General features: G+C 53.1%; 25 protein-coding genes and 2 tRNA genes. 14 read left to right on the top strand and 13 right to left on the bottom strand.

Annotation, left to right across the window (positions count from 1 at the left end; translation table 11 throughout):
- Positions 1 to 132 precede the first annotated feature (132 nt).
- From OGX80_RS08810 to ydhT, 10 genes are all read left to right on the top strand, one after another.
- Positions 133 to 1155: a methionine ABC transporter ATP-binding protein gene (locus OGX80_RS08810; protein WP_115181690.1), complete on the top strand. Its 1023-nt coding sequence runs from the start codon at positions 133 to 135 to the stop codon at positions 1153 to 1155.
- Positions 1148 to 1816: a methionine ABC transporter permease gene (locus OGX80_RS08805; protein WP_012132573.1), complete on the top strand. Its 669-nt coding sequence runs from the start codon at positions 1148 to 1150 to the stop codon at positions 1814 to 1816. The genes OGX80_RS08810 and OGX80_RS08805 overlap by 8 nt, the downstream gene beginning before the upstream one ends.
- A 21-nt stretch (positions 1817 to 1837) precedes the next feature.
- On the top strand, positions 1838 to 2650 hold the full coding sequence (locus OGX80_RS08800) for a MetQ/NlpA family ABC transporter substrate-binding protein (protein ID WP_012132572.1): 813 nt from the start codon (positions 1838 to 1840) through the stop codon (positions 2648 to 2650).
- Positions 2651 to 2853: 203 nt separating this feature from the next.
- On the top strand, positions 2854 to 3063 hold the full coding sequence (gene fumD / locus OGX80_RS08795) for a fumarate hydratase FumD (protein ID WP_012132570.1): 210 nt from the start codon (positions 2854 to 2856) through the stop codon (positions 3061 to 3063).
- A gap of 407 nt (positions 3064 to 3470) precedes the next feature.
- Positions 3471 to 4097: a ferredoxin-like protein gene (locus tag OGX80_RS08790; protein WP_012132569.1), complete on the top strand. Its 627-nt coding sequence runs from the start codon at positions 3471 to 3473 to the stop codon at positions 4095 to 4097.
- A 20-nt stretch (positions 4098 to 4117) separates the two neighbouring features.
- On the top strand, positions 4118 to 6220 hold the full coding sequence (locus OGX80_RS08785; RefSeq protein WP_024130378.1) for an aldehyde ferredoxin oxidoreductase: 2103 nt from the start codon (positions 4118 to 4120) through the stop codon (positions 6218 to 6220).
- Between the two features lie 10 nt (positions 6221 to 6230).
- The gene (locus tag OGX80_RS08780; protein ID WP_115181689.1) at positions 6231 to 6875 is read left to right on the top strand and encodes a YdhW family putative oxidoreductase system protein; all 645 of its coding nucleotides are present in this window, start codon (positions 6231 to 6233) and stop codon (positions 6873 to 6875) included.
- Positions 6876 to 6938: 63 nt separating this feature from the next.
- The gene (locus OGX80_RS08775; RefSeq protein WP_071818897.1) at positions 6939 to 7607 is read left to right on the top strand and encodes a 4Fe-4S dicluster domain-containing protein; all 669 of its coding nucleotides are present in this window, start codon (positions 6939 to 6941) and stop codon (positions 7605 to 7607) included.
- Positions 7604 to 8389, top strand: coding sequence for a thiosulfate reductase cytochrome B subunit (gene phsC, locus OGX80_RS08770; protein WP_047457305.1), 786 nt, complete (start codon positions 7604 to 7606; stop codon positions 8387 to 8389). Before OGX80_RS08775 ends, phsC begins: the two co-directional genes overlap by 4 nt.
- Positions 8390 to 8392: 3 nt before the next feature.
- Positions 8393 to 9205 carry a protein YdhT gene (gene ydhT, locus OGX80_RS08765; protein WP_047457302.1) on the top strand — a complete coding sequence of 271 codons (813 nt, stop codon included), beginning with the start codon at positions 8393 to 8395 and terminating at the stop codon, positions 9203 to 9205.
- Positions 9206 to 9210: 5 nt separating this feature from the next.
- Here ydhT and OGX80_RS08760 read toward each other — a convergent pair whose 3' ends face one another.
- Genes OGX80_RS08760 through OGX80_RS08745 form a run of 4 tightly spaced genes read right to left on the bottom strand, consistent with a single transcriptional unit; the run spans position 9211 to position 12310 of the window.
- A complete protein-coding gene (locus OGX80_RS08760; RefSeq protein WP_115181688.1) occupies positions 9211 to 9888 on the bottom strand; it encodes an amino acid ABC transporter permease in 678 nt (225 codons plus the stop codon).
- Positions 9878 to 10657 (bottom strand): amino acid ABC transporter permease, encoded by a 780-nt coding sequence (locus tag OGX80_RS08755; protein ID WP_060816190.1) that lies wholly within the window; start codon positions 10655 to 10657, stop codon positions 9878 to 9880. Before OGX80_RS08755 ends, OGX80_RS08760 begins: the two co-directional genes overlap by 11 nt.
- Positions 10657 to 11475, bottom strand: coding sequence for an amino acid ABC transporter ATP-binding protein (locus OGX80_RS08750; RefSeq protein WP_286471171.1), 819 nt, complete (start codon positions 11473 to 11475; stop codon positions 10657 to 10659). Before OGX80_RS08750 ends, OGX80_RS08755 begins: the two co-directional genes overlap by 1 nt.
- A gap of 1 nt (position 11476) precedes the next feature.
- Positions 11477 to 12310 (bottom strand): ABC transporter substrate-binding protein, encoded by an 834-nt coding sequence (locus OGX80_RS08745; RefSeq protein WP_012132560.1) that lies wholly within the window; start codon positions 12308 to 12310, stop codon positions 11477 to 11479.
- 304 nt (positions 12311 to 12614) lie between these two features.
- On the opposite strand from OGX80_RS08745, the gene OGX80_RS08740 reads away from it, so the two are divergent.
- Positions 12615 to 12794 carry a hypothetical protein gene (locus OGX80_RS08740; protein ID WP_024130375.1) on the top strand — a complete coding sequence of 60 codons (180 nt, stop codon included), beginning with the start codon at positions 12615 to 12617 and terminating at the stop codon, positions 12792 to 12794.
- 96 nt (positions 12795 to 12890) lie between these two features.
- Here OGX80_RS08740 and OGX80_RS08735 read toward each other — a convergent pair whose 3' ends face one another.
- Entirely contained in the window at positions 12891 to 13031 is a 141-nt protein-coding gene (locus tag OGX80_RS08735) for a hypothetical protein (protein ID WP_096753850.1), read from the bottom strand.
- 135 nt (positions 13032 to 13166) lie between these two features.
- Positions 13167 to 14069, bottom strand: a complete 903-nt coding sequence (locus OGX80_RS08730) for an endonuclease/exonuclease/phosphatase family protein (RefSeq protein WP_115181687.1) — start codon at positions 14067 to 14069, stop codon at positions 13167 to 13169.
- 243 nt (positions 14070 to 14312) lie between these two features.
- Between OGX80_RS08730 and OGX80_RS08725 the strand changes: the two genes are divergently transcribed.
- Positions 14313 to 15251: an alpha/beta hydrolase gene (locus OGX80_RS08725; protein ID WP_286471169.1), complete on the top strand. Its 939-nt coding sequence runs from the start codon at positions 14313 to 14315 to the stop codon at positions 15249 to 15251.
- A gap of 72 nt (positions 15252 to 15323) precedes the next feature.
- On the opposite strand, the gene OGX80_RS08720 is transcribed toward OGX80_RS08725, so the two are convergent.
- The 4 genes from OGX80_RS08720 to mdtK all read right to left on the bottom strand — a co-directional run bounded on the left by OGX80_RS08720 (position 15324) and on the right by mdtK (position 19605).
- Entirely contained in the window at positions 15324 to 17624 is a 2301-nt protein-coding gene (locus OGX80_RS08720) for a TonB-dependent siderophore receptor (protein WP_233644111.1), read from the bottom strand.
- Between the two features lie 298 nt (positions 17625 to 17922).
- A tRNA-Val gene (locus tag OGX80_RS08715) sits at positions 17923 to 17999 on the bottom strand.
- A gap of 4 nt (positions 18000 to 18003) precedes the next feature.
- Positions 18004 to 18080: transfer RNA gene (locus OGX80_RS08710), tRNA-Val, on the bottom strand.
- 151 nt (positions 18081 to 18231) lie between these two features.
- Positions 18232 to 19605 (bottom strand): multidrug efflux MATE transporter MdtK, encoded by a 1374-nt coding sequence (gene mdtK / locus OGX80_RS08705; protein WP_047457282.1) that lies wholly within the window; start codon positions 19603 to 19605, stop codon positions 18232 to 18234.
- A gap of 217 nt (positions 19606 to 19822) precedes the next feature.
- Here mdtK and OGX80_RS08700 point away from each other — a divergent pair, with 217 nt between their 5' ends.
- Positions 19823 to 20464: a riboflavin synthase gene (locus tag OGX80_RS08700; protein ID WP_012132549.1), complete on the top strand. Its 642-nt coding sequence runs from the start codon at positions 19823 to 19825 to the stop codon at positions 20462 to 20464.
- A 39-nt stretch (positions 20465 to 20503) separates the two neighbouring features.
- Here OGX80_RS08700 and cfa read toward each other — a convergent pair whose 3' ends face one another.
- Together cfa and punC are read right to left on the bottom strand one after the other, a co-directional pair.
- A complete protein-coding gene (gene cfa / locus OGX80_RS08695) occupies positions 20504 to 21652 on the bottom strand; it encodes a cyclopropane fatty acyl phospholipid synthase (RefSeq protein WP_115181684.1) in 1149 nt (382 codons plus the stop codon).
- A gap of 290 nt (positions 21653 to 21942) precedes the next feature.
- Positions 21943 to 23148 carry a purine nucleoside transporter PunC gene (punC, locus tag OGX80_RS08690; RefSeq protein WP_024130373.1) on the bottom strand — a complete coding sequence of 402 codons (1206 nt, stop codon included), beginning with the start codon at positions 23146 to 23148 and terminating at the stop codon, positions 21943 to 21945.
- Positions 23149 to 23260: 112 nt separating this feature from the next.
- On the opposite strand from punC, the gene punR reads away from it, so the two are divergent.
- On the top strand, positions 23261 to 24193 hold the full coding sequence (gene punR / locus OGX80_RS08685; RefSeq protein WP_012132545.1) for a DNA-binding transcriptional activator PunR: 933 nt from the start codon (positions 23261 to 23263) through the stop codon (positions 24191 to 24193).
- Here punR and purR read toward each other — a convergent pair.
- The gene (gene purR / locus OGX80_RS08680) at positions 24190 to 25215 is read right to left on the bottom strand and encodes an HTH-type transcriptional repressor PurR (RefSeq protein ID WP_012132544.1); all 1026 of its coding nucleotides are present in this window, start codon (positions 25213 to 25215) and stop codon (positions 24190 to 24192) included. The genes punR and purR overlap by 4 nt on opposite strands.
- Positions 25216 to 25407 lie beyond the last annotated feature (192 nt).

The following is a 25407-nucleotide window of genomic DNA, read 5'->3' as shown; positions in this document are numbered from 1 at the left end:
GGATATATCAAATTCCTTTTTGGTCATTTAAAAGCAGAAACACCCTGATTACACTCATTTGGACATCCATACTGCTAAACAGCTAAAAGCACTGGCAGGATAACCATAAGCAGCAGCGGATACGATAACGATATGATCGTCCTGAAAAATATTTCGAAAGTTTTTACGCCCGGCAAGCTGTCGATTACCGCAGTGGATAACGTTAATCTGACGGTTGAACAGGGACAAATTTACGGGATTATTGGCTACAGCGGCGCCGGAAAGAGTACGTTGATTCGTTTGCTGAACGGTCTGGAAAAACCGACCGTGGGCAGCGTGACCATCAATGGTCATGATATTTCAGCGGCGACAGGAGAGTCCCTGCGCCAGGCGCGGCTGAAAATCAGCATGGTGTTTCAGCACTTCAATTTGCTGTGGTCGCGTACCGTCAGCGAAAACATCGCTTTTTCTATGCAAATCGCGGGCGCGCCAAAAGCAAAAATCAAGGCGCGGGTGGCGGAGCTGATCGACCTGGTGGGATTAACCGGGCGTGAGAATGCTTACCCATCCCAGCTGAGCGGCGGGCAAAAGCAACGTGTGGGGATTGCCCGTGCGCTGGCAAATAACCCGGATGTGCTGCTCTGCGACGAGGCGACTTCCGCGCTGGACCCGCAAACCACCGATCAGATTCTGGATCTGCTGCTCGATATTAATCGCCGCTTCCAGCTCACGATTGTGCTTATTACCCACGAGATGCATGTGGTGCGCAAAATCTGCGATCGCGTTGCGGTGATGGAAAACGGCAGAGTGGTGGAGGAAGGCGATGTGCTGAACGTCTTTACTCATCCGCAACAGCCGATTACCCGGCAGTTTGTCCGCCAGGTAAGTCAGTATGCCGAAGAGGAGGCGTTTAACCCGCATCTGGCGAGCGAGCTGGGCGGGACGGTGATTAAGCTGACCTTCACCGGGCACAGTACGCATCAGCCGATCGTAGGGGAGCTTACCCTGCGTTACGGCCTGCCTTTCAATATCTTACACGGCAAGATGACGCAAACCGCACATGGCGTGTTTGGCCAACTGTGGCTGCACGTCGTGGCGACGGAAGAACAACTGAATAATATTCTGGCGGATTTGCGGCAGAGCGATATTGAAGGTGAGGTAGTACAACATGGTTGAGAATCTGTTTCCCCATCTGAAATGGGAACAACTTTTTGCGGCAACGCAGGAAACGCTCTATATGACGGCGCTTTCCGGTATCGCGACGTTTGTGCTGGGGATTGTACTGGGGCTGGCGCTGTTTTTGACCGCGCGCGGCGGGCTGTTTCAGAACCGCACGCTGTATAGCGTCATTTCGCTGGTGGTGAATATTTTTCGCTCGATCCCGTTCATCATTTTGATCGTCTTGCTGATCCCGTTTACCAAAGCGCTGGTCGGCACCATTCTCGGCGCGAACGCTGCGCTGCCAGCGCTGATTGTCGGGGCGGCGCCGTTTTATGCGCGTCTGGTTGAAATCGCACTGCGCGAGGTTGACAGAGGCGTGATTGAAGCCACGCGTTCGATGGGCGCACGTCTCAGCACACTTATTTTTCGGGTTTTACTGCCTGAATCATCACCCGCACTGGTGTCCGGGATCACCGTGACGCTAATTGCGCTGGTCAGTTACAGCGCGATGGCCGGAGTGATTGGGGCAGGCGGTTTAGGGAACCTGGCTTATCTGGAAGGATTCCAGCGCAACCACAACGACGTCACGCTGGTGGCGACGGTGACTATCCTGATCATCGTCTTCATTATCCAGTTCTGCGGCGATGTGATCACCTCTCTGTTAGATAAACGCTAATAAAATACGGAAACCATTATCATGAAAAAATCACTGACATTACTCGCCGCAGCAACCTTAAGCGCCCTGAGCTTCGCCTCCTGGGCGGATACGCTGACCGTTGGCGCCTCTAACGTACCGCATGCGGAAATCCTTGAGCAGGCGAAACCGATTCTGGCGAAACAGGGGATCGATCTGGAGATTAAACCTTTCCAGGATTACATTCTGCCGAATACCGCGCTGGCCGGTCGTGAAATTGACGCCAACTACTTCCAGCATATCCCGTACCTGAATAGCGTGCTGAAAGATCATGCGGGTGATAAAACCTATGATTTCGTCAGCGCCGGGGCGATTCATATTGAGCCGATCGGCATCTACTCTAAAAAATACAAATCGCTGAAAGATCTGCCGGAAGGCGGCAGGATCATTATGCGTGACGCGGTCTCTGAAGAGGGACGTATTCTGTCGATTTTTGAAAAAGAGGGCGTGATCAAACTGAAGCCGGACGTGGATAAGGTCAGCGCGCGCATCAGCGACATCGTGGATAACCCGAAAAAACTGAAGTTCCTGCCGAACGTGGAAGCGGCGCTGTTACCACAGATGTACAACAACGATGAAGGCGATGCGGTGGTGATTAACGCCAACTACGCTATCGACGCAGGTCTGGACCCGGTTAACGATCCGATCGCCGTTGAGAGCGGTGAAAACAATCCGTACGCCAACATCATTACCGTACACCGTGGCGACGAGAAGAAAAAAGACATCGTGGCGTTGGTTGACGTTCTGCACTCAAAAGAGATTCAGGACTGGATCCGCACGAAGTACAAAGGCGCGGTGATTCCGGTCAATAACTAATACCACCTAGTGCCGGATAGCGTGACGCTTATCCGGCCTATAAAAGAGCCTGGCCGAACGGGTGAGCAAGTTACAGAGTGTGAGGTGCCGGATATCGGTTAAGTTGAATAGTCACTCTGTTTATTTGTTTGATTTATTTGAGTTTTGTCTTCATCGTTAGAGTGATATATGCTGTTTGTTTGTGCTGGCGATGAGAGACAATAATGGGAAACCTGACAAAAGACGACGAACTGTACCGTGAGATGTGCAGAGTGGTTGGCAAAGTGGTTCTGGAGATGCGCGACCTGGGGCAAGAGCCGAAGCATATCGTGATTGCGGGAGTGTTACGAACCGCCATGGCGAACCAGCGACTCCAGCGCAGCGAACTTGAAAAACAGGCGATGGAAACGGTTATCAAAGCCCTGGCAGGATAATTCTCTCAGGGATGGCGCTCGCTTCGTCATCCCTTATTCCCGGTATTTAAATTCTTCACCTTGTAAATAATCAGATATCGCGTTTATATTAATATCGATATGTATATTAATATATAACGAAGGCGATTGATATTAATAATGGGAACGAGGTCACATTTATAATTATTAATAGATTGCCGTGTTTTATTTCCCCTAAATGATAATAAATATCACTCCGCTTTTATTATTTCACTTCCGGTTTTTAATTGATAACGATCAAAGTTAATAGCACTGAATAACCACATTATTTATGTGCCTAACTCTTTAGGATTAGTCTATTTGTATTTAATGATATGACGTATGCGATCCGGTTAGGGCAAAACATCGGGTGTTGTCAGCACTGTGTTTGCGAAGAGGATGCGAAATAAATGAACCAGGTCGAACGTCCAATATTAGATTTTGGCTTAACGCGGCTCGAATTTCTGCGTATATCAGGAAAGGGTCTGGCAGGATTAACTATCGCTCCCGCGCTGCTGTCACTTTTTGGCTGCAAACAGGAAGACGTTGATAGCGGTACGGTAGGACTGATAAACACGCCCAAAGGGGTATTAGTGACTCAACGCGCCCGCTGCACAGGCTGCCATCGCTGCGAAATCTCCTGCACCAATTACAACGATGGCGCCGTGGGCTCGTTCTTCTCCCGCATTAAGATTCACCGTAATTACTTCTTTGGCGACAACGGCGTCGGCTCCGGCGGCGGCCTGTATGGCGATTTAAACTACACCGCAGATACCTGTCGCCAGTGTAAGGACCCGCAGTGCATGAAGGTCTGCCCAATCGGCGCAATTACCTGGAAACAGGACGATGGCTGCATCGCGGTTGATCATAAGCGGTGTATTGGCTGTAGCGCCTGCACCACTGCCTGCCCCTGGATGATGGCTACCGTAAACAGCGAAACGAAAAAATCGTCAAAATGTGTTTTATGCGGCGAGTGCGCCAGCGCCTGTCCAACAGGGGCGCTGAAAGTTATCGAGTGGAAAGATATTACTGTTTGAATCTTGCAAAGGAAAACATTATGGCTAACGGTTGGACAGGTAATATATTACGGGTCAATCTTACAACAGGCGATATTACCCTCGAAGATTCCAGTAAATATAAAAAATTTGTCGGCGGAATGGGGTTCGGCTACAAAATTATGTATGACGAAGTCCCGCCTGGCACGAAACCTTTCGATGAAGGAAATAAACTGGTATTTGCCACCGGCCCGCTGACCGGATCTGGCGCGCCCTGTAGTTCCCGCGTCAATATCACTTCGCTCTCTACGTTTACTAAAGGTAATTTGGTTGTCGATGCGCATATGGGCGGCTTCTTTGCGGCACAAATGAAATTTGCCGGGTACGACGCGATTATTATTGAGGGTAAATCCGCTTCGCCTGTGTGGATCAATATTAAAGATGACAAGGTCAGCCTCGAAAAAGCAGATTTTCTGTGGGGCAAAGGGACGCGCGCCACGACCGAAGAGATCTGCCGTATGACCAGCCCGGAGACCTGCGTGGCGGCCATTGGTCAGGCGGGTGAAAACCTGGTGCCGCTCTCCTGTATGCTCAACAGCCGTAACCACAGCGGCGGGGCGGGAACCGGCGCGGTGATGGGGGCGAAAAACCTCAAGGCCATTGCCGTTGAGGGCACCAAAGGGGTCAATATTGCCGATCGCAAAGAGATGAAGCGGCTGAATGACTACATGATGACGGAGCTGATTGGCGCCAATAATAATCATGTTGTGCCGAGCACCCCGCAGGCATGGGCGGAATTTTCCTCACCGGCCTCGCGCTGGACGGCGCGTAAAGGCTTGTTCTGGGGGGCCGCAGAGGGCGGGCCTGTTGAAACCGGCGAGATCCCGCCGGGTAATCAAAATACGGTCGGCTTTCGCACCTATAAATCCGTGTTTGACTTAGGTCCGGCGGCTGAAAAATACACCGTGAAAATGAGCGGTTGCCACTCATGTCCGATCCGCTGCATGTCGCAGCTCAATATTCCACGGGTAAAGGATTTTGGCGTACCGAGCACCGGGGGGAATACCTGCGTGGCAAACTTTGTCCATACCACGATCTTCCCGCACGGCCCGAAAGATTTTGACGACAAGGACGATGGCCGCGTTATCGGCAATCTGATCGGCCTGAACCTGTTTGACGACTACGGTATCTGGTGTAACTACGGGCAGTTGCACCGTGACTTCACGTATTGCTACAGCAAAGGCGTGTTCAAGCGCGTGCTGCCGGCTGAGGAATATGCGGAGATCCGCTGGGATCAACTGGAAGCGGGCGATCCCAACTTTATCAAGGATTTCTACTATCGCCTGGCGCATCGCAAAGGAGAGTTGAGCCATCTTGCGGATGGTTCATACGCCATTGCCGAGCGCTGGAATCTGGGTGAGGAATACTGGGCGTACGATAAAAACAAACTGTGGTCGCCGTTTGGCTATCCGGTACACCATGCTAACGAAGCGTCGGCGCAGGTGGGGGCAATTACCAACTGCATGTTTAACCGTGACTGCATGACCCACACCCACATCAACTTTATTGGTTCTGGTTTACCGCTGAAGCTACAGCGAGAGGTCGCGGCGGAACTGTTTGGTTCTGAAGACGCCTACGACGAGACTAAAAATTACACGCCGATCAACGCGGCGAAAATCAAGTATGCCAAATGGACGCTGCTCAAAGTTTGCCTGCATAACGCCGTGACGCTGTGCAACTGGGTCTGGCCGATGACCGTTTCGCCGTTGAAGAGCCGAAATTATCGTGGGGATCTGGATCTGGAAGCGAAATTTTTCCAGGCGGTGACCGGGGATGAAACCACCCAGGCGAGCCTTGATTTAGCCGCAGAACGTATCTTCACGCTCCATCGCGCCTATACCGTCAAACTGATGCAGACCAAAGACATGCGCAATGAACACGATCTCATCTGTTCGTGGGTTTTTGACAAGGACCCCAACATTCCGGTGTTCACTGAAGGGACTGACAAAATGGATCGCGACGATATGCGTGAATCCCTGACGCTCTTTTATACCGAGATGGGCTGGGACCCTGAACTGGGATGCCCGACGCGAGAAACGTTGCATCGCCTCGGTCTTGAGGATGTCGCCGCCGATCTGGCCGCGCAGAATCTGCTGCCAGCGTAAGGAAGGTGAGATGAGTCATTCAGAGGGCGAACACTCCACGCCTGAGGTGGATATTGAAAAGCGGCAGTGGCTGCAAGGCTTACATCAGCATGAAAGGCGAGTGGATGAACCAACGCCTCCCGCGAGTCCGGCAGAGATCATGGCGGAGTTCATCCGCCAGCATTCTGCTTCAGGCCAGCTAGTGGCTCGCGCGCTTTTCCTGCAACCGCCGTATTCAGTGGAGGAAGAGGCGTTAATGCCGCTGCTGGAGACGCTGCTTCAGAGCGAGACAGGGGCGGATATCGCCTGCGTACAGGGTGCTCAGGATGATTATTACTACTCGACGCAAACCATGACCGCTAACTATGCCGACATGTGCGTGCAGGTGGTGGAGAACGATATTTGCCGGGCTATCGCACAGGCGGTGCGTTTTGATTGCCAGACCTATCCGCGACCCTACAAGGTCGCCATGCTGGAACAACCGCCATACCGCTTTGCGCCGCAGCAAATAGAGACAGCTCTTGCCGCGATCGACACGCACCCGGATTACGCGGATATTCGCCGTGTGGCGTCGTCCAACGACGTACCGTATCTGTTTAGCGAACGTTTTATGAGCTACGGCAAGGCATATGGCTTATGCGAATGGCTTGAGGTTGAGCAGTTTCAGAATCCCTGATTGTTCAGGGTGATGTCATGGAAAGCGTGGGCGATCGCTGCCACCGGATTAGAGGATAACCAGATGTCCTTCACTCGACGAAAATTTGTGCTTGGTATGGGGACGGTGATTTTTTTCAGCGGGCCCGGCCAAAATTTGTTAGCGAACACGAAGAATAGCAACGCGGTGCGTTATGCCATGATTCATGATGAATCCCTGTGTAACGGCTGCAATCTCTGCGCCCGGGCGTGTCGCAAGACCAACCATGTTCCGGCTCAGGGCAGTCGTTTATCCATCGCGCATATTCCTGTTTCGGATAATGAAAACGAAACCGTTTATCACTATTTCCGCCAGTCCTGCCAGCACTGTGAAGATGCGCCCTGTATTGATGTTTGCCCGACCGGCGCCTCCTGGCGTGATGAGCGCGGTATTGTGCGGGTAGACGAATCGCGCTGTATCGGCTGTAGCTACTGTATAGGCGCTTGTCCGTATCAGGTGCGTTATCTCAATCCACAAACCAAAGTGGCGGATAAATGCGACTTTTGCGCCGAATCTCGCCTGGCAAAGGGGTTCCCGCCGATTTGCGTGAATGCTTGCCCGGAGCACGCATTGATTTTTGGTCGTGAAGACAGCCCGGAAATTCAGACCTGGCTGAAGGAGAACAAATTCTATCAACACCAACTCGCAGGCGCCGGAAAACCGCATCTGTATCGCCGGTTCGGTCAACATTTGATTAAAAAGGAAAATGTATGAACGCGTCGCAGAATGCTGAACAGTTCCATGTCCAACTGGCGAACTATGTCCCCGTGTTTTCTCCCGAATACTGGCCTGTCTGGTTAGTCATCGCCGGACTGATGCTGGTAGCGATGTGGCTGGTGTTGGGGCTGCATGCCATGCTGCGGTTTCGCGCCGCCAACAAAGCCGCGGCCGGTCACGGTGAAAAGGTTTACCTGTACTCAAAAGCGGTGAGATTGTGGCACTGGTCGAACGCGCTACTGTTTGTGCTCCTGCTCGGCAGTGGGCTGATCAATCATTTCTCGCTGGTTGGCGCGTCGGTGATGAAGAGTCTGCTGACGGTGCATGAGATCTGCGGTTTTCTGCTGCTGGCGTGTTGGCTGGGTTTTGTTTTGATCAACATGCTGGGCGGCAACGGACACCATTATATTATTCGCCGCGAGGGCTGGATTGGCCGGGCGATGAAGCAGACCCGCTTCTATCTGTTCGGCATTATGCAGGGTGAGGAACATCCGTTTCCCGCCACCACACAGTCTAAATTCAACCCGTTACAGCAGGCCGCTTATCTCGGGGTGATGTACGGCCTGGTGCCGCTGTTGCTGATAACCGGACTACTGTCGCTTTATCCGCAGGCGGCGGGCGATCTGTTCCCCGGCGTGCGTTACTGGCTGTTGCAGGCGCATTTCGCGCTGGCGATCGTTAGTCTCTTTTTTATCTTCGGTCATCTTTACCTTTGCACGACAGGTCGTACGCCCGGTGAGACCTTCCGCTGCATGGTTGATGGCTATCATCGGCACTAACGGATGATCATTACGCGAGAGGATTTACGTACCTGGCGAGTCGGGCCCGTCATCTATCGTTGGTTTGTCCGTCGCTTTCCGAATGGCGGCAGCTACGCCGACGTGCATCGGGCGCTGAGCAGTGAAGGCTATCTCGACTGGGCAAATAGCCTGGTGGAATATGCCTGGTCGCGCTGGCTGGATGAGGAGAGCTTTGCGCGTCAGGATATCAGCGCGATGGACAGCCTGGTGAGTGCGCAATCGCACCACGGTAATAGCGAACACATTGCCTGCGCGGACGATAACGTTCATCTGGGATGTGCGGGCGATAACGTCAAAATTGCCAGCGTGGGGTACGCTTCGCAGATTGCCAGCGCGGGGTACTGCGCGCGCATTGGCAGCGCAGGCTACAACACGCATATAGGTTGTTCCGGCGATCGCGCGCGGGTGGCGGTGGCAGGGAACTCAACCCGCGTAAGCTGCGCCGGTGACGGGAGTCGTATTGCCAGCGCGGGAATGCGGGTGCGCATCAGCACGCTGGGTGACAGGAGCAATATTGCCAGCAATGGCGATCTGGCGCAGGTTGTCAGCTTTGGCGCCAATGCCAGAATTGCCAACAGCGGAGAGAATGTCCATCTCGTTACCAGCGGTGACAATGCGGTCATCGCCAGCACCGGGCACGTTGACTCCCTGATACTGGGGCCCGGCGGCTGTGCTGCGCTGGCGTATCACGATGGCGAACGTACCCGTTTCGCCGTTGCCATTGAAGGCGAGAACAACATACGCGCCGGGGTAAAATATCGCCTCAACGAACAACATCAGTTTGTTGAGTGTTGAGCCGTTTATCGGATAGCGAATCGTCGACGGGTGAATCTCTCCAGGCCAAAACAGAGCAGGTAATAGACCAGTCCGGTAAAGATAAAAATGGCCGCCGGGTAAATCTGTACCCGGTTATTCACCTGACCGGCGACGGTAGTTAGTTCAGGAACATTGACGATAAACGCCAGCGACGTGTCTTTCAGCAGGCCGATAAAAATGCCGGTCAATGACGGCATTACATTGCGTAGCACCTGGGGAAGCAGAATGAGCCATAATGCCTGAAACGGGCGAAATCCCTGCACTACCGAGGCGTCGTACTGCCCGGCAGGAAGCGCGGTTATGCCGGCATAAACGGAGTGCATCACCGATGCCGCAGTAAACCAGGCCAGCGCCAGCGTGACGGTAACGGCGCCGGGAAGATCGCTTCCGGTAAGCATTGGCAGCAAATACCACATCCAGAAGATCACGAAGATCAGCGGAATGCCGCGAATAAATTCTGCCCAGAGAAACAGCCCATTACGGATAACGCCCGGAAATCGCCAGGCAAGACAGGCGAGAACCACCCCGCCGGGAAGCGCCAGCACGCTAGCACCCAGCGCCATCAACAATGTGAGGAGCACGCCGCCGGGTTGACCATCAGCAGCGCGTCCCCACAGCAGGTAATCCAGATTGTCGGTAATGACCGAAATATTAGCGATCATGGTGTGGACTCCTGAGGCTGAAAATACGCGTTTTGGGCTTCACTCTTTTGGTCGGGGCGGGGTTTAGCCGCGCCAGTAGCAGACCCAATACAATGCCGGTCAGCAAATAGAGCGCGGTGCCGACGGCAAAGGCTTCCAGAGCATGGGCGTTATAGCTTTCAATTTGTCGCACCTGATAGGTCAGTTCGGCAAAGCCGATACCGCTGGCAAGCGATGAGAGTTTCATCAGATTAAGGTATTGCCCCACGATGGGTTGCCAGGCGTTTGCCAGCCCCTGGGGGAGCAGAATATGGCGGAGGGTCGTCCACGCGGAAAAACCTTGCGATACAGCGGCCTCTCGCTGCCCGGCGGATACCGCCTGCAACCCCGAGGCGATCTCCTCAACCAGAAAGGCCGATGTGAATACCCCCAGCCCCCATGCGGAGCAGAGAAATTCTGGCGTCAGCCACCAGACATCGCCAGGCAGGATCGACCAAAAATGATCGGTATTAACGAAATCAATCACGCCACGGGGCAGAAAATTCCACGCTGCGAAGTACCAGAACATCAACTGCACAAGCAGAGGAGTATTGCGAAACAGCGAGACCCAGGCGGCGACCAGACGGCGACCGAATGCGTTGCCGGAGAGACGTAGCGCGAGCAGGATAATCGCCAGCAGTGTCGACAGCAAAACGCCTGCCAGCGTGACCCAGAGCGTGGTCAAAAAACCCGAGATGACCCATTGCAGAGGTTGCCCGCTCAGCACCCCCTGCCAGTCCAGAGTAAGCATTATAACGATGACTCCTGGTGTAACGGATCGAGCACTTTCTTCAGGAAGCGCTGGGTTCTGGGGTGCTGCGGACGGGTAAAAAATGCTTCAGGCGAGGCGACTTCCAGAATATCGCCGCCGTCGATAAACACGACACGGTCGGCAATTTTGCGCGCGAAGTGCATCTCGTGCGTAACGACGATCATGGTGATCCCGCTGTGGGCAAGGTTCTTCATGACCTGTAAGACTTCGCCGATCATTTCCGGGTCCAGCGCGGATGTTGGCTCATCAAAAAGGATAATTTGCGGGGAGGAGGCCAGCGCGCGGGCAATGGCGACGCGCTGCTGCTGTCCGCCAGAGAGCTGGGCGGCAAATGCGTCGGCTTTTTCAGCCAGACCCACCTGATCCAGCAACTCGCGGGCTCGCTGCCGGGCGGCCTCTTTATTCCAGCCATGCACATATTCCAGTGCCAGCGTAATGTTCTGCTGCGCCGTCAGATGGGCGTAAAGGTTGAATTGCTGGAATACGAATCCAATGCGGCTGCGTAACTGGCGCAGCGCTGCGCCCTTGAGCTGACCAATGGGCTTATCATCGATAAAAATATCGCCGCCGCTTAATGACTCAAGCTGGTTGATGAGTCGAATAAGCGTGGATTTTCCCGAACCGGATGGCCCAAGGATGGTAACGACTTCTCCGGGTTCCACCGTCAGATTGACACCGTTTAATACCCGGTGCCCGTCGTACTGTTTGATCACATCGCGCAGTTCAACGCGCGCCTGACGCAAATGCGTAAAATCCGCAGCCGAAGCTGCGGAGCGGGTAAACAAACCTGAGAGCATATTACTTCGCTTCTATCTTAAAGGCGCGCGGCTGTGGATTTTTGGTTTCGGGGCCGAACCAGACGTCATAGATTTTGGCCGCCTGTCCGGTGGACTCGAGCTTCAGCAGTTCATCGTTCACCGCCTTTAACAGCGCGGGTTCGCCTTTTTTCACCCCGACGCCGATTTCCTCTTTACTCAGCAGGTCGGGTAGGATTTTAAAGTTGGCTTTGTCCGGCGCCCCGCTTAACAGGCCCGCCAGAATGGTGCTGTCCTGGGTGATCGCCTGAACGTTGCCATTACGCAGCGCAGTCAGCGCCAGCGGGATATCATCATAGGCCAGCACGCGGGATTGCGGGAAACGCTGGTGCAGCGCCTGTTCCCCCGTTGTTCCTTTCACCGCGCCAATTCGCGCGCGGCTGTACTCATCCAGCTTGTCGGGTGAGGTCGCCGGAACCAGGAATTGTTGCCCGGTGATAAAATAGGGAACGGAAAAGTCGATAACCTGGGCGCGCTCCGGGGTGATGGTAATATCCGCGACGATCAGATCGGCCTTACCCGATTGCAGTAACGGGATACGGTTGGCTGGGTTGGTGGCGACCAGTTCTAGTTTGACTCCCAACGATTTGGCCAGCGCTTCAGCAAAATCAACGTCGTAACCAACGATTTTATGCGTTTGCGGATCGACGGAGCCAAACGGCGGGTTCGCATCGAACGTGGCCACTTTCACTACGCCGGCGGCTTTAATATCCGCCAGTTGATCGGCCTGGGCGGGTAATGCGGCAATACCGGATGCGAATAGCGCACTTAATGCCAGTAATGTTTTTTTAGTGCTGTGAATTGTCGTTGCCATCATCTTCTTTGATATCCCTGTAGAGACGCTAAATAATTCATGTCGCGGTCAAAAAGGCCGCTGCATTCGCGACATGATTGGGTTTGTCTTTTTACGCTCCCACAACTCGCCGTCGTCACCAAATAAGAAAAGATTCTTATCTATATACAAAAAGATATTAGTAAAACAGATGTTAATGGTCGGTGAATTAAGATGGGATGGTCTAATGCAATAAATGCACAAGGATGGCAGGATTTCGTATTTCATTTTTTCACGCGAATGCGCTGCAATAAAACGCATCCAGCATACAGACAGAGGGGCGGAGAAGATGAATGGGTTTAAACGTCTTTGGCATACTGTGGTGAAAGCACGTCCACAGACCCGACAGTACGATGCGGAGCCTCATCTTCAGCGTATTGTTGAGTCTGTTCTTCCTGTCGCCAGCCTGTATGGCGTGGATATCGCCAACATTGATCCGGAGTGGTTCCGTGATAAAACAGAACGCTGAACATCGACAAACGCGCGAGGCATACTGGAACGAAATCTGCGCGCTTTCTGCGGCTTAATCCTGAATAAAAAAACCGGCATTACGCCGGTTCTGTCGTTATATTTTGCAGGCATCGCCGCAATCATCATCCGCAATAACCGCCTGGGCTTTTTTATCTGCGTCTTCCACACGTTCAGCGTTACGCTCTTGCGCTTCCTCCAGCCCGTCAAAGACCAGATTGTCGAGATCAATATCCATCAATCACCTGTTTAGTTCAGTGTTTGCCAGCTTTCCAGTATAGGGCAAAATCTGTGATTGATGCACCTTGCGCTATTGGCGATCGGTGCGGTTGCCAGCAGGGAAAGCGGAAATCCCGCCATCCCTGCCAATAGGTTACTGCTCGGTGAGTTCCATATCCGCGATAAAGGGGAGATGATCGCTTGCCGACGACCAGGTGAAAGCAGGGGAGTTATGCGGAATGTCTATCTTCTTCACATCCCATTTTTGCCCCTTGAAAGTGAAGATGTGGTCAATATCAATCGCCGGGTTAACCGCAGGCCATGTACGATAATCCGTCCCCTGTTTCTCAACCGGATTAAAGAAATAGCCAATTTCTTTTAACGGCTGTTCGTCACGGGTAGAGTTGAAATCGCCAGCCAGAATTTTTATTGAAGAGGCGATATCTTTAAAATCGGATGACGCATCGCCAATACTGACATCCAGCAGATGGCGGACTTGCTCAATTCGCATGGTGGGATCTTTTTGCCAGTCAAGGTGGGTAACCATGACCAGTACCGGCGTATCGAAACCCGGAACCTCAATTTGCGCCAGTAATGCTACCCGTTGTTCTGCATCGCCTGAGGGTAAATTGATAACCTGAGTATGCTGAATTTTGTATTTCGATAAAATGCCGAGCCCGTATTCACCACCGTCAAAATCCAGCGCCTTACCAAAGGCATAGTGATAGTTATTTGCATCAGCGATCGTTTTCAATTGATCAATCTTTTGGCTTCTTGCGGTTTTATTATCAACCTCTGGAACCGCAATGATATCGGCTGCAATTTTTTTGATAGCGGCATTAAGCGACGTGAAATCAGCTACATTTTCGGACGCTTCATTTTTGCCGATGTTATAGGTCGCAATTCTTAAATGAGGCTTGTTGTTTTCATAAACCTTATCCGGGACACCGCCTTTCTGAACGGCGAGAATTTCATTACCGGCAAGTTTTTCACTGGCTATAGCGTGCGTGGAAAGGCAGCTTAGCGCGAGGAATGTCAGTGTAAAGATGTTTTTCATAACGAATAGAGGCCTTGTTTATTTGCTGTTATCGCCACTATAACGTGCATAAAAATAGGTTACTGTGAGACTTTGCACAAACTTATATTGTTTTGCGAAATAAGTGATTAAAGTACATTCACCAGAATTTTAAATGTGAATGAAGGCCGTAACGGTTTACTTGACCCGCAGAGCCTTTCGGGTAACTGTATGTAATGTTGTAAAAATCTGAATTTCACCTGTAAAAAAAGGAATAACGAAGAGATGTATGGCCGTGAGTATCGAAACGGGCGTCGTCGCATGGCGCCGTTTTTAGCGATCTCTTGTATTACTTTGCTGTATGGCGCGAAAGGGTATGCCAGGCCGGATATGGAGCCGCTGGGGCCGAATATCGCCGATCGGGGTTCCGCGTTTTACCATTTCAGGGTTGAAAATTTCGACTCCGCCGACGGAAAAAGGCATTACAAGGTCTGGACCGGCATTCCTGATAAAACGCCGCCAGCGTCGGGTTATCCGGTTCTGTATATGCTGGATGGCAACGCGGTGATGGACCGCCTGACGGAGGACTTGCTGAAACAACTGGCGGAAAAAACGCCCCCCGTTATTGTCGCCATCGGCTACCAGACCCACTTACCCTTTGATCTGAACGGCAGAGCCTATGATTATACGCCCGCGCTGGAAGTGAAAAGCGGGGCGGAGGGGCGCTACCGTCGACCGGGTGGCGGCAGTGGGGACTTCCGTCGACTGCTGGAGACGCGTATCGCGCCGCAAACGGAACAAGGACTCAACATCGATCCTGAACGACGCGGCGTATGGGGACACTCCTACGGCGGCTTATTCGTCCTTGATTCGTGGCTGTCGTCGTCATTTTTTCGGTTTTACTACAGCGCCAGCCCATCGCTGGGAAGAGACAATTTCTCGTTGTTAACCCGGTTAACCACAATGGATGCCGCGAAAAATTGCCATAAGCGTTTATTTTTCATGGAAGGTTCCGCTTCACCGGGGAAAAACGCGCAGACTCCGGTTTCCGATATCCTGAATAAAACCCGCGACGCCGTTTCCGCCCTGCAAAAAGACGGGCTTGCGGTTGCCTGGTGGAATTACCCGGGGTTGACGCACGGGCCGATGTTCACCGCCTCTTTTCAGAGCGCGTTACTGAATATGAGCGCGGAGGAGACTCCCGGGGCAGCGCGCTGCGATTAACCGGGCAGTGAGTGAAGAGGGCGGCGGGAAGCCGCCCTTAGCCATTACGCTATGATGCGTGTCTGGTGGTCGTCAGAAGTGCAGCCCCACCTGCATGTAGTAGGTGCGTCCAGGTTCGTTATAGGTGTTCGCACCAGCTCCCCACAGATACGCGCCCGTGGTGGCGTTACCGGTGGTCTGGGCATTCCCTTCACGGAAGTGGCGCTTGTCGAACAGGTTATCGATCCCTGCGGTCACATCCACATATTTCGTCACCGCGTAAGTCGCACTCATGCCCACCAGCGCATAAGGCGATACCTGTCGGGTTTCGCTGCCCGAAGTGGGGTTCCCTTGATAAGTGTATTTTTTCGGTTTCTGGCGGCCGTACCACGTCAGCGTACCCTGCACCGACAGATCGTTGGCGGCCTGCCACTCCAGCGTTGAGTTGATGGTGTATTTGGGAATAACCGACAGGTAATCTCCACTCTTCTTATTCTTGTTCTCGATGATATAGGTGAAGTTATTTTTCATCTTCAGCGTATCGGCGAGCGGGAAATTGAACGTCCCTTCCAGCCCCTGAACGACGGCTTTTGGCACGTTTTCCCATTGATAAATATTTGCGGAGGTGGCTTTGCCCGCAACCGAGTCACCGGCTGCAATCTTGTCATGGTAGTCGTTGCGATACCAGGTCAGCCCGGCCTGCACTTCATCATGATTATATTCAATCCCTACCTCTTTATTGACGCTGGTTTCTGCTTTCAGGTCGCGGTTGCCTTGCAGATAGCAGGCGCCGCCGCCGTAGCATCCCTGGCCTTTACTGAACAACAGGTAATTGGGGTTGGTCTGATACAGATTTGGTGCTTTCCATGCGCGGGCAATACCCAGTTTTAACGTGAAGTCACCGCCCAGTTCCTGGGAGAGGTTCAGTGACGGACTCCAGTTACTGCCGCTAATACTCTGGTGGTTGAAGCGAACGGCAGGGGTCAGACGAGTGCTGTCCGTCAGTTCAAGGTTATCTTCCGCAAAGATGCCGTAAATATCCGCTGAGCTGTATTTGCTGCGCCCGGTATCGGCAATCCCCGGAACCGAGCCTCCGCCGGTAGTGGATTCGGTATTCGACGACGGATCTTTCATCGCCTGGTGGTTAAATTCCGCGCCAAAGGTCAGTGTCTGGCTAACCCACAGGTCAAGCGGGATATTCACTTCCGAGTGCAGGTTGGTGTCATACAACGAAATGGTCGAGAACCCTTCATTTGACGGGCTGAAAATCCCCGAGATGCCGCCAGAGAGGCCTTCATTGAGGCGGGTATTACGCGTTTTTTCAAACTGCACATAGTTATTGGTGGTGACGCCGCTGTCCCAGGCGCCGGTATATTTCAGGCTGAGCGTCTGGCGGTAGAGAACGTTTGTTTCTTTGCCATAATATTTTTTTACCAGCGCGTTGCTGTTGGTGTTTTGCGTATCACCGGCATACAGGTTGCCGTGGCGACTGTAGCCGGCCCCCAGTTCCAGCGTCTGCATCGGCATAAATTCCCAGCGCAGAGCTGAATTGATGTCTTTATTGATAAAACCTTCACGGCCAGCGGGGTAGCTACCGGCATAAGAACCGATACGCGGGGTCGTGTGGTTTTCGTTGATATCCTGGGCATCAGCCTGCGTTTTATTCCAGTTACCGTAGACTCGCAGGGTCAGATTATCCGCCAGCGCGCCGCTTAAACTGCCGTTATAGCGTTTGGTGCTGCCTTCGGATTTGTGCTGTGGAAAGTTGTAATAGGTATTTAAACTGCCGTGCCATTCGTCCGTCGCCGGTTTGGTGATGATATTGACGACCCCGCCCATTGCGCCACTGCCGTACATCGCGGCGGCCGGGCCACGGATGACCTCAATGCGCTCGATCATTTCTGGCGGCACCCAGTTGGTGTCGCCACGGGTATCACGCTCATCGCTCCAGCCATAGCGTACCGAGTTGCGGCTGGAGACAGGCATACCGTCAATCAGAATCAGGGTGTTCTCCGGCCCCATGCCGCGGATATCAATCTGGCGGTTATTCCCGCGTTGTCCGCTGTTAGAGTTCCCGGTGAGATTGACGCCCGGCATGGTGCGAATGATCTCAGCGACGTCGCGCTGTATTGGCCGTTTTTTAATGGCCTCGCTGTCAATGATAGAGACGCCAGGGGCCTGGAGCGTCTGTTCTTTGGCCGTCACGACCATGGTTTCGCCGCTGTTTATTTCTTTGTCGCGGGCAGCCTGTTTCTCCGGTGGGTTACTGGCGTTTGTTTGTTCTGCTTTCTGGTTTGCCGCTGTTTTGATGTCGTCAGCCTGTACCGCAGGAATTGCCAGACTCCCTGCAATAAGCGAACTCAAAAGCGATAATTTATATGCCTTTTTTATCATGATATTAATCACTTGCCATTGTTAAAAGAGAAATTGCGTGAAATAACTTATTAGCAATATTTCTCATTTGCAACACAATAATGATTATCATTTACATTTTTAGTCGTGCGAGCGCGCTGCCGTTAGCGGCAATTTCAGGTTATTAAATAGAATAAAATCAGTAAGATAATTAATATCAGGGCAGCAGGCGTGAAGGGACAGTTGCGGTTGTTGGTCTGTACAACGGTCAAACCATGAATTCAGGAAAGATTTGTGGGAACAATGCGCTGTGGGAACAGTGTGCTGTGTGGATAAAGAATGGTGCGTCTGAATGGACTCGAACCATCGACCCCCACCATGTCAAGGTGGTGCTCTAACCAACTGAGCTACAGACGCAGGATGGTGCGTTCAATTGGACTCGAACCAACGACCCCCACCATGTCAAGGTGGTGCTCTAACCAACTGAGCTATGAACGCAATGTTGCAGATGACAACGGGGACGAATATTAGCGGCAGAGCCGGAATGAGGCAAGAGGGAAAACGTAATTTTCTTCCTGATTTCACTCGATTGCAGAGGAAACGCGCAAAATGTCGAGAGAATAGCCGCCGTCCGGCGGCTATTGCTGATTTATCGCGCAGCGCGCTGCAAAATAATCGCTGATGACTGGCGTTGCAGGTATCGCATACGCAGCATCATCATAATAGCCGCAGACGTCAGGCCGATAATAAAGCCCATCCAGAACCCGGCCGGTCCCATGCGATCCACCACCAGATCGGTCAGCGCGAGGATATAACCGCTCGGTAATCCCAGCACCCAGTAAGCTGTAAAGGTAATAAAGAAAATCGACCGCGTATCTTTATAACCACGCAAAATACCGCTGCCGATAACCTGGATCGAATCGGAAATTTGATACACCGCCGCCAGCAGCATCAGTTGCGCGGCGAGCGTGACCACTTCAGGATTGTCGTTATAGAGCAGGGCGATAGGCTCACGCAGCGTCACGGTAAAAATTGCGGTGATAACGGCCATGCAAACCCCGACGCCCAGTCCGGTTCTGGCGGCTGTCTGGGCATCCAGCGTTGAGCCCTGGCCAAGTCGATAGCCCACGCGGATGGTAACCGCAGCCGCCAGCGACATCGGCAATACGAACATCAGCGAACTGAAGTTCAGGGCAATCTGGTGGCCTGCGACATCCACAATACCCAGCGGTGAAACCAACAGCGCCACCACGGCAAACAGGGTGACTTCAAAAAACAGCGCCAGGGCGATCGGCAAACCTAGCTGTACCAGACGTTTCACGACCGCCGTATCCGGCTTGCTGAATCCGCGCTCGTTGCGGATATCGCGCATTGAACGCGCACGTTTCACATACGAGGCCATCGCGATAAACATCACCCAATAGACCGCCGCCGTGGCAACGCCGCAGCCCACGCCGCCGAGTTCCGGCATACCGAAGTGGCCATAGATGAATATATAGTTCACCGGAATGTTGACCAGCAGGCCAAGGAAGCCCATGACCATGCCGGGTTTGGTTTTTGCCAGACCTTCGCACTGGTTACGCGCAACCTGAAAGAACAGGTATCCCGGCGCGCCCCACAGGAGCGCGCGAAGATAGCCCACGGCTTTATCCGCCAGCGCAGGATCAATGTTATGCATAGAACGGATAATGTATCCGGCATTCCATAGCACAAACATAATGAGAACGGACACACAGCCCGCCAGCCAGAAGCCTTGTCGCACCTGGTGAGCGATGCGTTCGCGGCGGCCAGAGCCGTTGAGCTGCGCGATAACCGGGGTCAGAGCCAGTAACAGCCCATGACCAAACAGAATGGCGGGCAGCCAGATAGATGTGCCGATAGCGACGGCAGCCATATCCGTGGCGCTGTACCCGCCAGCCATCACGGTATCGACGAATCCCATCGCGGTTTGGGCGATTTGCGCAAGAATCACCGGTATTGCCAGAGCTAATAACTGACGCGCTTCACTGATATACTTCTGCACGTATACACCTATTATTTGTTGTTATTTGAGAGACTAAAAAAGCCGCCTTAAATGGCAGCAAGAAGAAAATGCAGGGGAAATTTCAGTCTATTGTAGCGAGGAATACGTAATTCTCCAGTGAAAAAACAGGTGCTTTTAGCGCTTTGCTGGCAACCTGATTTTCCACCTGCTATTGTGCTGGGCAGAGATGTATTAACTGATTTCAGGAGTTGCAGGTATGTTTACAGGTATTGTGCAGGGCACCGCGAAACTGGTGTCGATTGATGAAAAACCGAATTTCCGCACGCATGTCGTGGAATTACCTGAACACATGCTGGACGCGCTGGAGACTGGCGCATCGGTGGCGCACAACGGCTGTTGCCTGACCGTCACTGAAATAAACGGTAATCAGATCAGCTTTGACCTGATGAAAGAGACGTTACGCATTACCAATCTTGGCGATCTGAGCGTCGGCGATCTCGTTAACGTGGAGCGTGCGGCGAAATTCAGCGATGAGATTGGCGGGCATTTAATGTCGGGTCACATTATGACCACGGCTGAAATTTCGAAAATTCTGACCTCTGAGAATAATCGTCAGGTCTGGTTTAAAGTTCAGGACCCGCAGCTGATGAAATATATCCTGTATAAGGGATTCATCGGCATCGATGGCATCAGTCTGACGGTAGGGGAAGTGACGCCAACGCGCTTTTGCGTTCATCTGATCCCGGAGACGCTGGAACGCACCACGCTGGGTAAGAAAAAACTGGGCGCTCGCGTCAATATCGAAATTGATCCGCAGACCCAGGCGGTTGTTGACACCGTCGAGCGCGTGCTGGCGGCACGGGAAAGCGCGGCGAATCTGCATGCAGGCGACGCGTAACCCGACGTAAAAACCCCCGCAGCGCGGGGGTTATCAGGATTAGCGGGGAATACGCAGGCCGTGTTCGACGCCGCGAGAAAAAACCACCTGCCATAGCTGTATATCACGGGCGCGAAACGCCCCGGCGCATGCATTCAGATAATAACTGAACATGCGTTTAAACCGTTCGGTGTAATTATCTGCAATTTCCGGCCAGCCGTTGATAAAGCGAGAATACCAGGCCATCAGGGTGGTGTCGTAATCTGCGCCAAAGTTGTGCCAGTCTTCCATCACGAAATGCGATTCGCTGGCATTCGCAATCTGGCGAACAGACGGCAGGCACCCGTTCGGGAAAATATACTTATTGATCCACGGGTCGACATTATTATCCGTCTTTTTGGAACCGATAGTGTGGAGCAGGAAAATACCGTCCGGTTTCAAATTACGGTCGACCACTTCAAAATAGGTTTTATAGTTCTTCGGCCCGACGTGTTCAAACATACCAACAGATACAATGCGATCAAACTGATCGTTAAGGTCGCGATAATCCTGTAGCCGAATAGAAACGTCCAGACCTGCGCAACGTTCCTGGGCCATCTTTTGCTGCTCGGCGGAAATCGTGACGCCAACGACGCTGACGTCATAACTGGACGCCATAAACTGGGACAAGCCACCCCAGCCGCATCCGATATCCAGCACGCGCATACCCGGCTGCAACTGTAGTTTTTCACAAATGAGCTTCAGCTTCGCTTGCTGGGCGGATTCCAGTGTGTCGGCATCTTTCCAGTAAGCGCAGGAATATTGCATATACGGGTCGAGCATGCGGGAGAAAAGATCGTTGCCGAGATCGTAATGTTCTTTCCCGACTATCCAGGCGCGTTTTTTACTTTGTAAGTTGAACAGGCGTGCGCCCGCGATACGCAGCGTATCTTTGAAATGGTGGGGGAGTTGGTTTTCGAGACCGGCTCGTAAGACTTTACTAAAAAACATGTCCAGTCGGTCGCATTCCCACCAGCCATCCATATAACTTTCACCTAACCCCAGCGATCCTTCCTGTAATACACGTTTGAAAAAATCGGGGTTTTTAACACGAATATCCGCCGGGGCAGTGCCATTGATGGCGATACCCGCACGGCCCAGCAATTCGTTGGTGATACGATACCAGTCATCATCTGGTACGCTGACTTCTTCTATACACGATGAACTCATAGCTTCTCCATCACTTGGTCGGTGATCAGAACCTTAAAACAGCGTAGACGCTTTTTGGGCTTTGTGAGAAATCTCACGGAATAATTCCGCGAGTCTATTATCCGACGTAGAACAGAGGAAGGGAGGAACCCTTACCGAAAAGGCCATCCGTGGTGAAACGGGAACGCTCCGGTTCCCGTTAACGCATAATAATTATCGTAATATTAACAACCGAAATTTAGTATAGGCCTCAAAATTCGATGATACAACCGAAAATTGTTAGCGAGCTAATTACCTGTTGTTGAACATTTTTAGTGAGATTCGCTGTGCGCAACTTCGGTGTTTGCTGCGCGCGCGGCCGGTTCCTGCGCCTGAAGTTGCAGCCAGTATCCCAGCGCCGCCAGAGCCACCGTCGACAGCATTACGCTGGTGGTGGTAAGCAGCGGCGTGCTGATCAGCCACGAAACGACCAGGCTTGCCAGGAAACACAGACCCAGTTGCAGCGTGTTCTGTAAGGCTGCTGCGCGTCCGGTCGCTTGCGGGAAGGGGCGCAGCGCCTGGGCGACCACGATAGGGTAGATCGCGCCGTTCGCGATAGCCATCACACAGAATGGAATCAGGATCTCCGTCAGCGAAACATGGCTGATGAAGCTGGCGCCCCAGGTGGCGACCACGCTCAGCGCATAGAGAACCAGTAACCAGGGCAACAGCTGTTGACCCTGCCATTTTTGCAGCGCCGCGCGGCAACCGTAACCGCCCACCAGGAACGCGATGGTCTGCGGTACATAGCTCAGGCCAATCACCGCCGGGCTATAGCCCATTTCGCTGAGGATAAACGGGGAACCCGTCAGCCAGGCAAAAAAGCTGGCGGAGCAGGCGGCGTAAATCAGGACGTTGCCGCGATAAGTTTGTGAACGCAGCAGGCTGGCGAAGGTCAGTTTTTCCTGGCTGTGGTCATGTGCTTTTGTTGTTGGCTTTAAGCGTAAGGCGGGCAGCATCAATATCAGCGTAATGATGAACAGCGTGGCAAAAATGGCCTGCCAGGAAAAATGCGTCAGGATCCAACTGCCGAGTAAAGGCGCAAGGGCGGGCGATAAACCGACCAGCGGCATAATGGTGGCGAAGATGCGATTAATTTTTTGCGTTGGATAATAATCCGTCACCAGCGCCTGCCAGATCACCGTAGCGGCACAAACCCCCACCGCCTGAATAAAACGCAGTACCAGCAGCCCGGTAGCGCTTTCGACCCACATCATCCCCAGACTGCCCAGCGCAAAGATGGAGAGACCCAGCAGCAAAATGGGTTTACGCCCGTAACGGTCTGACAGCGGCCCCCACAGCAGTTGCGCGACGGCGAAACCGGCCAGGAACAGACTGAGACTGGCGCTGACAGCCGCCGCCGGTGTTTGCAGGTCGGCCTGAATTGCCGCGAACGCGGGCAGATACATATCTGTTGCCAGAAAGCCCAGCACGCTGAGACCCGCCAGCCAGACTAAAAAACCTTTTCCGGGTTGCATAATTGTTTCTCTTTTCCAGAAGTAAGACATTGCCGCTGAGTGTAGGGAGTGAAATTCTGCTTGTGAAACGCTAATATTTGGCTACTGGATTCAAAATTTTTGCAGGCAGAATATGTGGTCAGAATATTCACTCGAAGTGGTTGATGCCGTTGCCCGTAATGGCAGTTTTAGTTCTGCGGCGCAGGAGTTGCACCGCGTGCCTTCTGCGGTGAGCTACACCGTCCGTCAACTGGAAGAGTGGCTGGCGGTGCCGCTTTTCGAACGACGCCATCGGGATGTTGAACTGACCCCCGCCGGGGCATGGTTTTTAAAGGAAGGGCGCTCTGTTATCAAAAAAATGCAGATCACCCGGCAGCAGTGCCAGCAGATAGCCAACGGCTGGCGGGGTCAACTGGCGATTGCGGTCGACAATATTGTTAAGCCGGAGCGCACCCGGCAGATGATTGTTGATTTTTATCGTCATTTTGATGATGTGGAATTGCTGGTCTTTCAGGAGGTATTTAACGGCGTCTGGGATGCGCTGTCGGACGGGCGCGTGGAGCTGGCTATCGGCGCGACGCAGGCCATTCCGGTTGGAGGACGCTACACCTTTCGCGATATGGGGATGCTGAGCTGGAGCTGCGTGGTCGCCCGCCATCATCCGCTGGCGTCAATGGCTGGCCCGCTCAGTGACGATACGTTGCGCAACTGGCCGTCGCTGGTCCGGGAGGATACCTCGCGTACGCTTCCGAAGCGCATCACCTGGCTGCTGGATAACCAAAAACGCGTGGTGGTGCCGGACTGGGAATCTTCAGCGACCTGCCTCTCAGCGGGACTGTGTGTGGGAATGGTGCCGACCCACTTTGCTAAGCCGTGGATCGACAGCGGGAAATGGGTGGCGCTACAGCTTGAGAATCCGTTTCCTGATGCGGCGTGCTGTCTGACGTGGCAGCAGAATGACACGTCGCCCGCGCTGGCCTGGCTACTGGACTATCTGGGCGACAGCGAAACGCTGAATAAAGAGTGGTTACGGGAGCCGGAAGAGGCTCCCGCAGAAGGGGATTAACGGCGATAGTCGCGGAACGGGCCATCGGCGACAGAGCGACGCTCAATCAGACGCGGATGCACCTCAATGGACTGCGACTCTTCGCGTTTATTGACGATACGGTCAAGCAGCATATTGAAGGCCGTTTCACCCAGAGAATCTTTCGGCTGGTGAATCGTCGTCAGCGCAGGCGTAAAGTAACGCGCGTTGCGCACGTTGTCGTAGCCGATGACCGAGATATCCTGCGGTACGCGCAGCCCCATCTCGTCAGCGGCGCACAACGCGCCCATCGCCATAATGTCGCCACCGCAGAATACGGCCGTCGGGCGGTGAGACTGGGAGATCATTTGCTGCATCGCGCGGTAGCCTGATTCCGGCTCGAAATCACCCTGAACGATCCAGTTTTCCGGCACGTTTATCAGCGCTTCTTCCATCGCTTTCATAAAGCCAGCCAGACGACCTGCGCCGGTGTTGCGTTCCATCGGGCCGGGGATCACGCCAATTTCACGGTGGCCGCGTTCAACCAGATAACGACCGGCCATATAGCCGCCTGCAAAGGCGTTATCAATGACCGTATCGGTAAAGTCCGCTTTGGCTTCGCCCCAGTCCATCACCACCATCGGGATATGGCGATACTCTTCAAGCATAGAGAGCAGGGACTCAGGGTATTCGGAACACATGACCAGCAGGCCATCCACGCGTTTTTGCGCCATCATGGAGAGGTACGCGCGCTGTTTTTCCAGGTTGTTCCAGGCGTTGCCCAGAATCAGCGTATATCCTTTCTGGAAACAGTTCTTTTCAACGGCTTCGATAATTTCAGCAAAATAGGCGGCTTCGCTGCTGGTCGCCAGCAAACCAATCGATTTGGTGTGGTTAACCTTCAGGCTGCGGGCAACCGCGCTGGGAGAGTAGTGCAGCTCTTTAATGGCTGCCCATACCGCGTTGCGCGTCTCTTCCGCAACGAAGCGCGTTTTGTTAATTACGTGTGATACGGTTGTAGTGGAAACGTTTGCTCGCTTCGCCACATCTTTAATTGTTGCCATTACATCTCACTCCAGACCATATCCTGAACTCCTGAAAATACTGTAAGTAAACGTTTGCCTTTACACACCTTGATCGCAACGTCAGGGTTGCGGCACGCCGGGAAAACGACACGGAACATCAGGAAGGGGGCAATGGCCGGTACGCTAATCAAGTAAGCGTGGAATTTTGTCTGATCTTGACGAAAAGGGGAA

The organism is Citrobacter sp. CK194 (assembly GCF_030333395.1).
Classification (GTDB): Bacteria; Pseudomonadota; Gammaproteobacteria; order Enterobacterales; family Enterobacteriaceae; genus Citrobacter_B; species Citrobacter_B koseri.
Note: the sequence above shows the minus strand (reverse complement) of the source record. Positions and strands in the feature narration are given on the sequence as shown.

Bases quoted from the DNA above. Each gene is read 5' to 3' on its own strand.
- fumD (WP_012132570.1), top strand. From the start codon at position 2,854: ATGGGAAACCTGACAAAAGACGACGAACTGTACCGTGAGATGTGCAGA.
- phsC (WP_047457305.1), top strand. From the start codon at position 7,604: ATGAACGCGTCGCAGAATGCTGAACAGTTCCATGTCCAACTGGCGAAC.
- cfa (WP_115181684.1), bottom strand. From the start codon at position 21,652: ATGAGTTCATCGTGTATAGAAGAAGTCAGCGTACCAGATGATGACTGG.
- OGX80_RS08810 (WP_115181690.1), top strand. From the start codon at position 133: ATGATCGTCCTGAAAAATATTTCGAAAGTTTTTACGCCCGGCAAGCTG.
- OGX80_RS08760 (WP_115181688.1), bottom strand. From the start codon at position 9,888: ATGATCGCTAATATTTCGGTCATTACCGACAATCTGGATTACCTGCTG.
- OGX80_RS08730 (WP_115181687.1), bottom strand. From the start codon at position 14,069: ATGAAAAACATCTTTACACTGACATTCCTCGCGCTAAGCTGCCTTTCC.
- purR (WP_012132544.1), bottom strand. From the start codon at position 25,215: ATGGCAACAATTAAAGATGTGGCGAAGCGAGCAAACGTTTCCACTACA.
- OGX80_RS08735 (WP_096753850.1), bottom strand. From the start codon at position 13,031: ATGGATATTGATCTCGACAATCTGGTCTTTGACGGGCTGGAGGAAGCG.
- OGX80_RS08800 (WP_012132572.1), top strand. From the start codon at position 1,838: ATGAAAAAATCACTGACATTACTCGCCGCAGCAACCTTAAGCGCCCTG.
- OGX80_RS08740 (WP_024130375.1), top strand. From the start codon at position 12,615: ATGAATGGGTTTAAACGTCTTTGGCATACTGTGGTGAAAGCACGTCCA.
- OGX80_RS08785 (WP_024130378.1), top strand. From the start codon at position 4,118: ATGGCTAACGGTTGGACAGGTAATATATTACGGGTCAATCTTACAACA.
- OGX80_RS08775 (WP_071818897.1), top strand. From the start codon at position 6,939: ATGTCCTTCACTCGACGAAAATTTGTGCTTGGTATGGGGACGGTGATT.
- OGX80_RS08720 (WP_233644111.1), bottom strand. From the start codon at position 17,624: ATGATAAAAAAGGCATATAAATTATCGCTTTTGAGTTCGCTTATTGCA.
- OGX80_RS08805 (WP_012132573.1), top strand. From the start codon at position 1,148: ATGGTTGAGAATCTGTTTCCCCATCTGAAATGGGAACAACTTTTTGCG.
- punR (WP_012132545.1), top strand. From the start codon at position 23,261: ATGTGGTCAGAATATTCACTCGAAGTGGTTGATGCCGTTGCCCGTAAT.
- OGX80_RS08780 (WP_115181689.1), top strand. From the start codon at position 6,231: ATGAGTCATTCAGAGGGCGAACACTCCACGCCTGAGGTGGATATTGAA.
- punC (WP_024130373.1), bottom strand. From the start codon at position 23,148: ATGCAACCCGGAAAAGGTTTTTTAGTCTGGCTGGCGGGTCTCAGCGTG.
- OGX80_RS08700 (WP_012132549.1), top strand. From the start codon at position 19,823: ATGTTTACAGGTATTGTGCAGGGCACCGCGAAACTGGTGTCGATTGAT.
- OGX80_RS08750 (WP_286471171.1), bottom strand. From the start codon at position 11,475: ATGCTCTCAGGTTTGTTTACCCGCTCCGCAGCTTCGGCTGCGGATTTT.
- OGX80_RS08745 (WP_012132560.1), bottom strand. From the start codon at position 12,310: ATGATGGCAACGACAATTCACAGCACTAAAAAAACATTACTGGCATTA.
- ydhT (WP_047457302.1), top strand. From the start codon at position 8,393: ATGATCATTACGCGAGAGGATTTACGTACCTGGCGAGTCGGGCCCGTC.
- OGX80_RS08790 (WP_012132569.1), top strand. From the start codon at position 3,471: ATGAACCAGGTCGAACGTCCAATATTAGATTTTGGCTTAACGCGGCTC.
- OGX80_RS08725 (WP_286471169.1), top strand. From the start codon at position 14,313: ATGTATGGCCGTGAGTATCGAAACGGGCGTCGTCGCATGGCGCCGTTT.
- OGX80_RS08755 (WP_060816190.1), bottom strand. From the start codon at position 10,657: ATGCTTACTCTGGACTGGCAGGGGGTGCTGAGCGGGCAACCTCTGCAA.